Annotated in this window: 11 protein-coding genes; 3 read left to right on the plus strand and 8 right to left on the minus strand. The window is 66.0% G+C overall.

The window, feature by feature from the left end:
• Positions 1–225: 225 nt before the first annotated feature.
• Together EWH21_RS19145 and EWH21_RS19150 are read left to right on the plus strand one after the other, a co-directional pair.
• On the plus strand, positions 226–651 hold the full coding sequence (locus EWH21_RS19145) for a YciI family protein (RefSeq protein ID WP_037056390.1): 426 nt from the start codon (positions 226–228) through the stop codon (positions 649–651).
• A gap of 11 nt (positions 652–662) precedes the next feature.
• A complete protein-coding gene (locus EWH21_RS19150; RefSeq protein WP_047588526.1) occupies positions 663–1,082 on the plus strand; it encodes a VOC family protein in 420 nt (139 codons plus the stop codon).
• A gap of 194 nt (positions 1,083–1,276) precedes the next feature.
• Here EWH21_RS19150 and ggpS read toward each other — a convergent pair whose 3' ends face one another.
• The 6 genes from ggpS to phhA all read right to left on the minus strand — a co-directional run bounded on the left by ggpS (position 1,277) and on the right by phhA (position 8,945).
• On the minus strand, positions 1,277–3,535 hold the full coding sequence (gene ggpS, locus EWH21_RS19155; protein ID WP_047588528.1) for a glucosylglycerol-phosphate synthase: 2,259 nt from the start codon (positions 3,533–3,535) through the stop codon (positions 1,277–1,279).
• Between the two features lie 116 nt (positions 3,536–3,651).
• A complete protein-coding gene (locus tag EWH21_RS19160; RefSeq protein ID WP_037056385.1) occupies positions 3,652–4,914 on the minus strand; it encodes an MFS transporter in 1,263 nt (420 codons plus the stop codon).
• 145 nt (positions 4,915–5,059) lie between these two features.
• Positions 5,060–6,403, minus strand: coding sequence for a DUF2254 domain-containing protein (locus EWH21_RS19165; protein WP_277699082.1), 1,344 nt, complete (start codon positions 6,401–6,403; stop codon positions 5,060–5,062).
• A gap of 85 nt (positions 6,404–6,488) precedes the next feature.
• The gene (locus tag EWH21_RS19170) at positions 6,489–7,688 is read right to left on the minus strand and encodes an amino acid aminotransferase (protein ID WP_152489265.1); all 1,200 of its coding nucleotides are present in this window, start codon (positions 7,686–7,688) and stop codon (positions 6,489–6,491) included.
• The gene (locus tag EWH21_RS19175) at positions 7,685–8,038 is read right to left on the minus strand and encodes a 4a-hydroxytetrahydrobiopterin dehydratase (RefSeq protein ID WP_037056381.1); all 354 of its coding nucleotides are present in this window, start codon (positions 8,036–8,038) and stop codon (positions 7,685–7,687) included. The genes EWH21_RS19170 and EWH21_RS19175 overlap by 4 nt, the downstream gene beginning before the upstream one ends.
• A 121-nt stretch (positions 8,039–8,159) precedes the next feature.
• Positions 8,160–8,945, minus strand: a complete 786-nt coding sequence (gene phhA, locus EWH21_RS19180; protein WP_037056375.1) for a phenylalanine 4-monooxygenase — start codon at positions 8,943–8,945, stop codon at positions 8,160–8,162.
• A 259-nt stretch (positions 8,946–9,204) separates the two neighbouring features.
• Here phhA and EWH21_RS19185 point away from each other — a divergent pair, with 259 nt between their 5' ends.
• Complete coding sequence (locus EWH21_RS19185) at positions 9,205–10,758, plus strand: sigma-54-dependent phenylalanine hydroxylase transcriptional regulator PhhR (protein ID WP_037056373.1); 1,554 nt, start codon at positions 9,205–9,207, stop codon at positions 10,756–10,758.
• A gap of 7 nt (positions 10,759–10,765) precedes the next feature.
• On the opposite strand, the gene EWH21_RS19190 is transcribed toward EWH21_RS19185, so the two are convergent.
• Together EWH21_RS19190 and EWH21_RS19195 are read right to left on the minus strand one after the other, a co-directional pair.
• Positions 10,766–11,320 (minus strand): nucleoside deaminase, encoded by a 555-nt coding sequence (locus EWH21_RS19190; RefSeq protein ID WP_037056371.1) that lies wholly within the window; start codon positions 11,318–11,320, stop codon positions 10,766–10,768.
• Positions 11,321–11,538: 218 nt separating this feature from the next.
• Positions 11,539–11,662, minus strand: a 124-nt coding sequence (locus tag EWH21_RS19195) for a transposase (RefSeq protein ID WP_277700592.1), incomplete at its 5' end; no start/stop codon positions are given.

An 11,662-nucleotide genomic window follows, 5' to 3' on the forward strand; every position in this document is an offset into this window, starting at 1 on the left:
AGTGGCCTGGGTCCGGTGTGCAGCGCGTGCTGTCGCCGGACGTTCATTCAGTGGGGTGGGCGGCGACGCCGGTTCGCAGTGTCGAACGTGCGCAGAAATTTTTTTCCGGCGCCTGTCGATTCTTCCGTTGCCCGTTCGACTACTGCATAGAACCCCGCCCAGGGTTCACTGTCAGCCGTAGGGAGACGCCCTGCGCGCGATTCGACTCGAACAAGGAGAAAGGCGATGCGTTTCATGGTGATTGTCAAAGCAACCGCAGATTCCGAGGCCGGCATGATGCCCAGCGAGGAGCTGCTGACGGCCATGGGTCAGTACAACGAGGAACTGGCGGCGGCCGGTGTGATCCAGGCCGCCGAAGGCCTGCACCCCAGCTCGAAGGGCGCGCGGGTGCGCTTTTCCGGCGCGCAGCGCACGGTGATCGATGGCCCGTTCATGGAAACCAAGGAGCTGGTGGCCGGTTTCTGGATCTTCCAGGTCGAGTCGCTGCAGGCCTGCATCGACTGGGTCAAGCGTTGCCCCAATCCCATGCCTGGCGAGTCCGACATCGAGATTCGGCAGATCTTCGATGCCGAGGATTTCGGTGCCGAGTTCACCCCCGAATTGCGTGAGCAGGAAGAACGCATTCGCGCGCGCATGTGCGCTGAAGACTGAGGAGAGAATCGATGAAAATCCATGCCTATCTGATCTTCGACGGCCAGTGCGAAGCGGCCTTCAACTTCTACGCCGAGCTGCTGGGCGGCAAGCTGGAGCTGATGCGCTTCGCTGACAGCCCGGAGGCCGGCGAGGTGCCGGCACAGTTCCATGACCGGGTGATGCACGTGTGCCTGACGGCGGGCGACCAGGTGCTGATGGCATCCGACACCATTCCGCAGTACCCGCACGAGGGCATCAAGGGCTGCTCGATTTCCCTGCAGGTGGACAACGTGCCCGAGGCCGAACGGCTGTACGCGGCACTCTCGGCGGGTGGCGAGGTGCAGATGGCGCTGCAGGCCACCTTCTGGGCGACCCGCTTCGCCATGCTCACCGACCGTTTCGGTGTGCCGTGGATGATCAACTGCGTGGTCGATAGCCAGCAGGGCTGACGGCGGCAGGGTGCAATCCGGGAAAGCGGGATTGCACCCTGCGCGGCATTGCGCGTTAGCCGCGAAAAACTGAGGCGGCTCCTGCACGAGCAGCTGTCCGGCGGTACTCGTGGGAGGGGCTTCAGCCGCGATCAGGCTGGACGCTCGCCGCTGAAGCGCCTGCCACAAGGCGCAGCCTCCACCCGTTGGTGCTGCTAGCTCACCAGCGTCAGCGGTTCGGGCTCCTGCTGGAGCTGCACGCCGGCGAGGAATTCCTCGCCCCAGCGGCGGATGTCGTTGTAGCAGACGATATCGAACAGCTCGCGCAGGCGCGCCTGTGCCTCGCTCTTCGGCAGGTTGAGGGCCAGGTAGCAGGTCTGCGCCAGGTCGGCCGGGTCATGCGGGTTGGTCAGCAGCGCCCCCTTGAGTTCGGCCGCCGCGCCGGCGAACTCCGACAGCACCAGCACGCCACGTCCGTCGAGCAGGCCCTGGGCGGCGACGAACTCCTTGGCCACCAGATTGAGGCCGTCACGCAGCGGGGTGATCCACATCACGTCGGCCATGGCGTACCAGGCGCTGACTTCCTCGAACGGCAGGCTGCGGAAGAAGAACTGCAGCGGCGTCCAGCCGATCCGTGCGAAGCGGCCGTTGATGCGCCCCACGGCCTGTTCGATCTGCGTCTGCAGCTCGTCGTAGATGGTCATTTCCTTGGCTGCCGGTACGCACACGGTGACCAGGGTGACCTTGCCGATCAGCTCGGGATTGTCCGCGAGCAGACGCTCGTAGGCATTGAGCTTTTCCAGGATGCCCTTGGTGTAGTCGAGGCGTTCCACCGAGAGGATCAGCTTGACGCCCTTCATCTCCTCACGCAGCTGGCCCATCAGCTCCTTGATCTTCGGCGCCTCCAGGGCGCTGCGCACGCGGTCGATGTCCAGCCCGACCGGATGGGCACCGAGCTTGACCTGGCGGGTGCCGGTGTCGAGGGCGGTGGTCATGCGCTCCAGGCCCACGGCGCAGCCGTAGGTGATGAAGCGCGGCGCGCAGTTCTGCCGTTCCAGGGTCTTGAGCGGGAACACGCCACGGGCGACGTCGACGAAGTTCTCCACCTGGCGCGGAATGTGGAAACCGATGTAGTCGCACTGCAGCAGGCTGCCGACGATCTGCCGGCGCCAGGGCAGCACGTTGAACACGTCCGCCGAGGGGAAGTAGGTGTGGTGGAAGAAGGCGATGCGCAGGTCCGGGCGCAGCTCGCGCAGGTACGCCGGGACCATCCACAGGTTGTAGTCGTGCAGCCAGACGATGGCGCCTTCGGCGGCTTCCAGCGCGGTGCGTTCGGCGAAGGCGCGGTTGACCTTGAGGAAGATCTGCCAGTCGTCCTCGTTGAAGGTGGCGCGCTCCCAGAAGGTGTGCAGGGTCGGCCAGAAGGCCTCCTTGGAGAAGCGCTTGTAGAAGATGTCGACCTCTTCCTTGCTCAGCTTGACCCGCGCTGCGGTGAGCTTGGGATAGCGCTCGGCATCCACCGTGGTGTGGCTGTCGAACGGCTCGTCGTCGTCCTCGTGCACGGCCCAGGCGACCCAGGAGCCGGGGCGGCCGTCGCCGAAGAAACTCAGCAGGGTCGGGATGATGCCGTTGGGCGAGGTGGGACGGCGACGCTGCAGCTTGCCGGCGGCGTTGCGGTATTCCTCGTAGGGCAGGCGGTGATAGACCATCACCAGTTCGGACTTGCCAGGTTGTGCCGCCTGGCGACGTTCGGCGGCGATGCCGTGCTCGCCGAGGAAACCGAAGTGGGCGAAGGCCTCGAGGATGCCGCCACAGCCGGGGCGGTTGGCGTGCAGGGTCCGCGAGTGATGACGGGTGGCTTCCAGCAGCGCGCCCTCGGACTGGCCGACGCACACGCCATGGAAGCTGGCGCTGAGCATGGACAGGTCGTTGAGCGTGTCGCCCGCCGCCAGCACCTGGTCATGGTTCAGCTCCAGCCAGTCGGCCAGGGCCTTGAGGCTGCTGCCCTTGTTCACGCCCCGGGGCAGGAAGTCCAGGTACAGCTCGGCGGAGTACAGCAGGTCGCAGCCCAACTGCTCCGCCGCTTCGCGCAGGGCCGGGTTGGCCGCCTGCTCGGGCGTGCAGAAGTAGGAACAGCGGCGCGCCTGCGGCACGTCCTGGCGTTCCAGGCCGAAGGATTCGATGGCGCTGGCGACCTGGCTCTCACCGGGCCAGTGGGCATCGACCAGGCTCTGCAACGGCTGGATCGGCTGCAGGCTGTCACCGTGCACCAGGGTCGCCCCGACGTCGGCGATGATGTAGTCCGGCTGCGGCAGCGTCGGGTCGGCCAGCAGCGGCAGCACCGCCTCCAGGCTGCGCCCGGTGACGTAGGCGAGCTTGATCTCGGGGTGGGCGGCGATGGTCTGATAGAGGCTCAGGCGATCCTCGGGATCGCCGGCGAGAAAGGTTCCATCCAGGTCGGTGGCTAATAGCATCGTTGTTTCTCCAGAAGTGGCCAGTGCGGCGCGGCTCGTTGGCGAGCGGCCGGCAGGCCGGGTTCTGGCTGCTTGGGGTAGGCTCGGGGCCTTGCCGAAACAGCCGGTTGACGTCTTCAGGACACGGGGTTCGGGGTGTCCTCCATGGGTTCGTGTTCATGTGGCGGCGCATCGGGCATCAGCTCCAGCACCGTGGGGCTGGTGCGCAGCATGGGCACGAAGTGGGCGGCATCGCCGCTGACCAGATCGCTGACATGGCGCAGCCGGTAGAGGGTGTAGGCGGCCAGCAGGCCGAGGGTGCTGGCGAAGTACAGCGGCAGTGCCGTGGCGCCCAGCTGCTCCATCAACACACCGGCCAGCAGCGGCCCGCAGACCGAGCCGATGCCATTGACCATCAGCAGGCTGGCGGAGCCGGAAAGGATCTCGTCGCTGTGCAACTGGTCGATCAGCTGCGCCACGGCGATGGGGTAGATGGCGAAGGCCAGGCCGCCCCAGATGAAGATGGCGCCGAGCAGCAGCGGTCCGGCGGGCAGCAGGCTCATGACCAGTGCCAGGCCGACGGCCAGCAGCACGACCCAGAGCAGCACCTGGCGGCGGTCGTGACGGTCCGAGTAGATGCCGATCGGCCATTGCAGCAGGGCGCCGCCGAGAATGGTCGCGGTCATCAGCAGGCCAACGCCGGGGGTGTCGAAGCCGGCCAGGCTGGCGTACACCGGCGCCATGCCCCAGAAGGCACCGAGGGCCAGGCCGGACAGGCCGGCGGCGACGATGGCCAGCGGCGCGATGCTCCACAGCTGGCGCAGGTTGCTCGGTGGCGTTTCCGGCAGGCTCGGTTGCGCCTGGCGGGTCAGGGTGATGGGCATCAGCGCGGCGCTGATCAGAATCGCGGCGATGGCGAACAGGGTGAACTGCACCGGGTCGGCCAGGTGCAGCAGTTGCTGGGCCAGGGCCAGGGCACCGAGGTTGACCGCCATGTACACGGCGAACACCTGGCCGCGTTTCTCGTTCGCCGCCTGGGCGTTGAGCCAGCTTTCGATGACCATGTACAGCGTCACCAGGGCCAGGCCGTAGAGCACGCGCAGGCCCAGCCAGATCCACGGGTCGATCAGCAGCAGGTGGAGCAGGGCGGCGATGGCGGCCAGCGCCGCGCAACAGGCGAATGCACGGATATGCCCGATGCGCCGGACCAGCGGAGTCGCCAGCCAGGTGCCGAGGAGGAACCCGACGAAGTACCCGGACATGATCAGTCCGAGCATCGTGGTGGAGTAGCCTTCGGCGACGCCACGCAGGGTCAGTAGGGTGTTGAGCAGGCCATTGCCGAGCAGGAGTAACGCGACCCCGCTCAGCAACGAACTGATGGGGGCAATCAGGGACCACATGCGAACTACCCTAGGGAACTGTGCCCTCGATGGCAAGCATGAAGCACGCCATGGTTTTCCTGATGTGTTTCCAACCTGTTGATATATATGAAGTATTTTTACTGATAAACGGTCGATCAATTTTTCGGTGATGCCTGGTGCCCCGTCATGGGGCGTCGCTGGCATCCGGCAGGGGCAGCAGCGGGCGCTGTTCCGCAGGCAGCGTGCGGTTCAGGCGCGCGATGAACGCGTTGATTTCCTCGCGCTCGCGACGCTCGAGCAGGTGGCGCTCGGCGGTGTCCCGCACGCTGCGCGCATGGCGCAGCAGCACCTCACGCTGCGCCGGGCTGCAGGGGCGGTGCAGCAGGTTCTTGAACGCCTGCAGCAGGCTGCTCAGCACGCTGACGTCCGCCGCGCCGTAGGCCCGAATCGGCCCCAACAGCTGTAGTAGCAACTGGTCCAGCGAGAGTTCGTGGTAGGACAGCCGTGGCGGTTCGTCGGGCAGCGGCACGAAGTCGCGGTCGCCGAGTGCCAGGCGCCTGCTCAGCAGCACGCTGAGCAGGTCGACGGTCTTGATCGCGGTACCCGGATCGTTGATGCCGGGGCTGAGCGCCTTCACGGCGATCTCCGCCATCTGCCGGCAGCCGAAGAAGTAGTGGGTGCTGGCGTACTCCTCGATGAAGAAGTCGAAGCAGTCGAGCAGTTGCTGGCAGACGTCTTCGTCCAGCGGGCGCTCCAGGCGCAGCAACGGATGGCCCTCGGTGACGAAGAAACCGCGGGGGGCGAGGACCGTCATGCGCACCTGGTGGCGGCGCAGCAGGGCGTTGGCTTCACTGACGTTGAGGGCCTTGAAGTAGCCGTTGCGCTGCGCATTGATCGTCACCCAGGCGCTGTCGTCCGGCCAGTCGGGTTGCTGCTCCCGGTCGGCCAGGTTCGCCTGGCAGGCGTCGAGCTTTTCCAGGCTGGCGCCGTAGAGATTGCTGAGAATGTGCTCGACCTGGATGGACTGCGAGATGGAGCGGATGAAGTGCACGAACAGGCCCAGGCAGGTGATACCCAGGGCCAGGGTGATCAGCACGCCGAGGCTCGGCACCCGCTCGCTGTCGCCCTGTTCGATGGTGGTGATCAGCAGCAGCGCATAGAGGATGCTGCCCAGGTAGACGCCGAGGGTCTTCTGGTGCCCCTTGCTGCTGATCAGGCCCGGAATCACCCGTGGCGAGAGCGAGGCCGCGGCGTTGTTGAGCACCACCATGACCATCGAGAAGCTGAACACCATCAGCGAGAGGATGCCGGCCACCAGGGTGCCGAGGATCAGCCTGGCGTTGTCCGCGTTGCGCACCAGGCCGATGTCGAAATTCTCCTTGAGCGCCATCATCCAGGGGCGATATTCGATGGCCATGGTCAGCACGCACAGCAGGAAGAAGCCGATGGCGATCAGCGTCGGGTAGAAGGCCAGGCTGTGGATGATGCGCTGGTAGGCGCGAAAGAGGATGTTGCTGGGTACGGCCATTGGCGAATCCGTCGTGGATGGCGTTGACCGCACTATAGCCGTGAAGCGAGCAGGCGGCAGGCCATAGTGACCGCCGCCCGCCGACTCAGTTCACGCAGACCCGGGCGATGGCGCTGGCCAGCTGCTCCAGGCGCGTGGCATCCAGCCCGGCGACGTTGGCGCGGCCGCTGCCGACCATGTACACGCTGAACTCCTCGCGCAGGCGTTGCACCTGCACCGCTGTCAGGCCGGTGTAGGAGAACATGCCGCGCTGCTCGGCGATGTGCGCGAAGCGCTCGCTCAGGCCGTGCGGTGCCAGGGCTTCGACCAGGCCGCGGCGCAGGCTGGCGACGCGCTGGCGCATGCCTTCCAGTTCGTCCAGCCACAGGCGCTTGAGCGCCTCGTCGCCCAGCACCTGCGCGACCACGGCGGCGCCATGGGCGGGCGGTGTCGACCACAGGTTGCGCGCGATGGACGCCAGCTGGCTGCGGATGTCGAGCAGCTTCTCGGCATCGGCGGCGCAGACGATCAGGGCACCGGTGCGTTCGCGATAGAGGCCGAAGTTCTTCGAGCAGGAGCTGGTGATCAGCAGTTCGGGCAGCTCGGCGGCGAACAGGCGCACTGCCCAGGCATCGTCTTCCAGGCCATCGCCGAAGCCCTGGTAGGCGAAGTCGATCAGCGGCAGCAGTTCGCGCGCCTTGACCACTTCCAGCACGCGCTTCCAGTCACGCGGGGCGAGGTCGAAGCCGGTGGGGTTGTGGCAGCAGGCATGCAGCAGGACCACGTCGCCCTTGGGCAGGTGGGTGAGTGCCGCGATCATGGCCTCCACGTCGAGGCGATTGTCGGCGCCGACGTAGGGGTAGTGGCCGACCTTGAGCCCGGCCTCGGCGAACAGCGTCTCGTGGATCGGCCAGGTCGGGTCGCTCAGCCAGATGCCGCGTCCCGGCAGGCAGTGGCGGATGAAGTCGCCGGCCAGGCGCAGGGCGCCGGTGCCGCCGGGGGTCTGCGTCGCCCCGGCACGCTGCTCGGCGAGCAGGGCGGAACCCGCGCCCAGGACCAGCTCGCTGAGCAGGGCGCCGAACGCCGCATCACCGTGGCCGCCGACGTAGGTCTTGGTGCGCTCGCTGTCGATCAGCTGCTGTTCGGCCAGCTTCACCGCACGCGGGATTGGCGTCAGGCCCTGGGCATCCTTGTACACGCCGACCCCCAGGTCCAGGCGCGCCGGGTTGCTGTCCAGGCGATACGCCTCCATCAGGCTGAGGATCGGGTCGCCGGGCACGCGGGCGACAGTGGCGAAATGGCTCACTTGCGGCCCTCGGCACTGGCGGCGAGTACATCGGTGCGGGCCGCCATGATGAAGTCGTTGCGGTGCAGGCCGCGCATCTCGTGGCTCCACCAGGTGACGGTGACCTTGCCCCATTCGGTGAGCAGGGCAGGGTGGTGACCGACTTCCTCGGCGATGGCACCGACGGCGTTGGTGAAGGCCAGGGCGTGGCGGAAGTTCCTGAACAGGTAGACGCGCTCCAGCTCCATGTGGTCGCCGCGCACCTCGATGTTCCAGTCGGGAATCTCTCGGATCAGCTCGGCCAGCTCCTCATCGGACACTTTCGGCGCATCGGCGCGGCAGGCTTCGCACTGGGCTTGGGCAAGACTCATTGGGGTTCTCCTGATTGTTCGTAGCCCGGATGAAATCCGGGGCGATGTCTGAGGGCCATCCCGGATTTCATCCGGGCTACTCGCTATAGCGATGGTGGACAAGCCTGGCGGCATGTCCACCCTACGCGGCTTTCGGCGGAAACTTCGGGGCATGCAGGCCCAGGCTCATGGCCTGTTGCACCAGCGCCATGATGTCCTGCTGGGCCAGCTCGAACAGGCGCTTGAGCTCCGGCAGGACGAAGTACACCGGTTGCAGGATATCGATGCGATACGGCGTGCGCATCGCTTCCAGCGGATCGAAGGCCTGGTGCTCGGGTACGTCGGACAGGGCGTAGAGGGTTTCCTTCGGCGAGGACAGGATGCCGCCGCCGTAGATGCGTCGGCCTGCCGGGGTGTCGAGCAGACCGAACTCGATGGTCAGCCAGTACAGGCGCGCCAGGTAGACGCGCTGCTCTTTCGTGGCCTGCAGGCCGAGCTTGCCGTAGGTGTGGGTGAATTCGGCGAACCAGGGGTTGGTCAGCAGCGGGCAGTGGCCGAAGATCTCGTGGAAGATGTCCGGCTCCTGCAGGTAGTCCAGTTCTTCGGGCGTGCGGATGAAGGTGGCGACGGGAAACTGCTTGCTGGCCAGCAGCTCGAAGAAGGTCTGGAACGGAATCAGCGCCGGTACCCGTGCCACGCGCCAGCCGGTGCTGGCTTCGAGCACCCGGTTGATCTCGCCCAGCTGCGGGATGCGCTCCAGCGGCAGGCCGAGCTGTTCGATGCCGTCCAGGTATTCCTGGCAGGCACGGTTCTCGATCACTTTCAGTTGGCGGGTGATCAGGGTATTCCACACCTGATGCTCGGCCTCGGGGTAGTGGATAAAGCCACTGTCGTCCGGTTCTCGGGCCAGGTACTGCGTGCTCTTCATCGCTGCCTCCTTCAGGGGGCTGTTGTTCTTGTCTTGACCAGAGCATGCCTGCGATCGCTCCGCGGAACAGGGGGCAGTCCAGGCGGGATATGTGCGGACAGGGGATTAAATCGTAAAGTTTTGATTACGACTTTGGTGGGGTGGCCAGCTTTCAGCTTGCTGTCACGCGAAACTGTCACATATTCTTGACGAAAAATATGCCGTCGCGGCGAATTTCCAGGCGTGACGGCCCATAACAAGACCCACAAGAGCCTGCGCCATGCGTATCAAGGTCCATTGCCAGAACCGTGTCGGCATCCTGCGTGACATCCTCAACCTGCTGGTCGACTACGGCATCAACGTCGCCCGTGGTGAAGTCGGCGGCGAGCAGGGCAACGCCATCTACCTGCACTGCCCGAACCTGATCAACCTGCAATTCCAGTCGCTGCGCCCCAAGTTCGAGGCGATTCCCGGCGTGTTCGGCGTCAAGCGCGTCGGCCTGATGCCCAGCGAGCGGCGCCACCTGGAACTCAACGCACTGCTCGGCGCTCTGGATTTTCCGGTACTGTCGATCGATATGGGCGGCAGCATCGTCGCCGCCAACCGCAGTGCCGCGCAGTTGCTCGGTGTGCGGGTGGACGAGGTGCCCGGCATGGCGCTGTCGCGTTACGCCGAGGACTTCGACCTGCCCGAGCTGGTGCGCGCCAACAAGACGCGGATCAATGGCCTGCGCGTGAAGATCAGGGGGGATGTGTTCCTCGCCGACATCGCGCCGCTGCAGAACGAACACGACGACAGCGAGGCGCTGGCCGGCGCCGTGCTGACCCTGCACCGCGCCGATCGCGTCGGCGAGCGCATCTACCACGTGCGCAAGCAGGAGCTGCGCGGGTTCGACTCGATCTTCCAGAGCTCGAAGGTGATGGCGGCGGTGGTCAAGGAGGCGCGGCGCATGGCGCCACTGGATGCGCCGCTGCTGATCGAGGGCGAGACCGGCACCGGCAAGGAACTGCTGGCGCGCGCCTGCCACCTGGCCAGCCCGCGCGGCCAGTCGCCGTTCATGGCCCTCAACTGCGCCGGCCTGCCCGAGTCCATGGCCGAGACCGAGCTGTTCGGTTATGGCCCCGGCGCCTTCGAGGGGGCACGGCCGGAAGGCAAGCTCGGTCTACTGGAACTGACGGCCGGCGGTACGCTGTTTCTCGATGGTGTCGGCGAGATGAGCCCGCGCTTGCAGGCCAAGTTGCTGCGCTTTCTCCAGGATGGCTGTTTCCGCCGGGTCGGCAGCGACGAGGAGGTGTACCTGGATGTGCGGGTGATCTGCGCCACTCAGGTCGATCTCTCCGAGCTGTGCGCGCGTGGCGAGTTTCGCCAGGACCTCTACCACCGCCTCAACGTGCTCAGCCTGCACATCCCGCCGCTGCGCGAATGCCTCGATGGCCTGGCGCCGCTGGTGGAGCACTTCCTCGACTCGGCCAGCCGGCAGATCGGTTGCGCGCTGCCCAGGCTGGCGCCGCCGGCCCTCGAGCGCATGGCGCACTACCACTGGCCGGGCAACGTGCGGCAGCTGGAGAACGTGCTGTTCCAGGCGGTATCGCTGTGCGACGGTGGCACGGTGAAGGCCGAGCACATTCGCCTGCCGGACTATGGCGCGCCGCAGCCGCTGGGCGAGTTCTCGGTGGACGGCAGCCTCGAGGACATTCTCGGTCGCTTCGAGAAGGCGGTGCTGGAGCGTCTGTTCCGCGATCACCCGAGCAGTCGGCAACTGGGCAAGCGTCTCGGAGTGTCCCACACCACCATCGCCAACAAGCTGCGTCAGCATGGCCTGGGCAAGGATTAGGCAGAGCTCATGGCTGGCCGCGCCAGGCCCGGGCCACCCGCTGGCGCAGCGCCTGGCGGTTCTGCAGACGATGAATCGCTAGTTCGGACAGCTCGGTCCAGTAGGGCGCGACCTCGGCCTGGGCCACCGACAGGCGTGAGGCCAGGCTTTCCCAGACGGGCGGCAGCTGGCCGTGGCCCACGGCGAAGCCACCGTCCTGGTCACGCGCCAGGTAGCGCACGCGCGGTATGCCGGCGAGCAGGATGCGGCCGTAGCACATCAGGCAGGGTTCCAGGCTGACGTAGAGCGTCAGGCCGTCGCGGTCGACCTCGGGGTGCAGGCGTTCGAGCTGGTCGATGACCTTCATCTCGGCATGGGCGGCGCTGTCGAAGCCGTTGGCGAACACCTGGTTGCGGCCGCTGCACAGCAGCTCCTGGCGCTCGTTGACCAGCACCGCGCCGACGGCGTAGCAACCTTCCTCCAGGGCCAGCAGGGCCTGCTCGCAACACATCCGGCCCCAGATGTCCTCGGTGTTGTTGCTGGCCGGCGCCTGTTGCAGGAGGGCGAGATGCTCGGGGCTCATGAAGGTGTCCTCATCCACCACTACGGATTGCCAACAGTATGGCTCGCGTCCACGAGTTCGCCTGCATACGACCATGGTGCAATAGGCAGGCGGGCGGGTGAGGGCGACACTGGGCCCGTACCGATCATCCTGCGTGATTTGGGTGCAAGCGTTTCCGCATTCCTTTTCAGGAATGCCTTGAATGGGCGGGCGACCTGATGGTCGCCCTTTTTTTTGGTTCATCGCGCTTTCCCGGGGAAGGCGGCCTTGATTTTCAGGAAGAAATAGTCAGAGTCCCGGAAGCCATAGGCCATCCGCTTGATCACCTTGATGCGGTTGTTCACGCCTTCCAGGACGCTGGTG

Source organism: Pseudomonas sp. REST10, from assembly GCF_029542605.1.
Classification (GTDB): domain Bacteria; phylum Pseudomonadota; class Gammaproteobacteria; order Pseudomonadales; family Pseudomonadaceae; genus Aquipseudomonas; species Aquipseudomonas khazarica.

Bases quoted from the DNA above. Each gene is read 5' to 3' on its own strand.
- ggpS (WP_047588528.1), bottom strand. From the start codon at position 3,535: ATGCTATTAGCCACCGACCTGGATGGAACCTTTCTCGCCGGCGATCCC.
- EWH21_RS19185 (WP_037056373.1), top strand. From the start codon at position 9,205: ATGCGTATCAAGGTCCATTGCCAGAACCGTGTCGGCATCCTGCGTGAC.
- phhA (WP_037056375.1), bottom strand. From the start codon at position 8,945: ATGAAGAGCACGCAGTACCTGGCCCGAGAACCGGACGACAGTGGCTTT.
- EWH21_RS19165 (WP_277699082.1), bottom strand. From the start codon at position 6,403: ATGGCCGTACCCAGCAACATCCTCTTTCGCGCCTACCAGCGCATCATC.
- EWH21_RS19190 (WP_037056371.1), bottom strand. From the start codon at position 11,320: ATGAGCCCCGAGCATCTCGCCCTCCTGCAACAGGCGCCGGCCAGCAAC.
- EWH21_RS19150 (WP_047588526.1), top strand. From the start codon at position 663: ATGAAAATCCATGCCTATCTGATCTTCGACGGCCAGTGCGAAGCGGCC.
- EWH21_RS19175 (WP_037056381.1), bottom strand. From the start codon at position 8,038: ATGAGTCTTGCCCAAGCCCAGTGCGAAGCCTGCCGCGCCGATGCGCCG.
- EWH21_RS19145 (WP_037056390.1), top strand. From the start codon at position 226: ATGCGTTTCATGGTGATTGTCAAAGCAACCGCAGATTCCGAGGCCGGC.
- EWH21_RS19160 (WP_037056385.1), bottom strand. From the start codon at position 4,914: ATGTGGTCCCTGATTGCCCCCATCAGTTCGTTGCTGAGCGGGGTCGCG.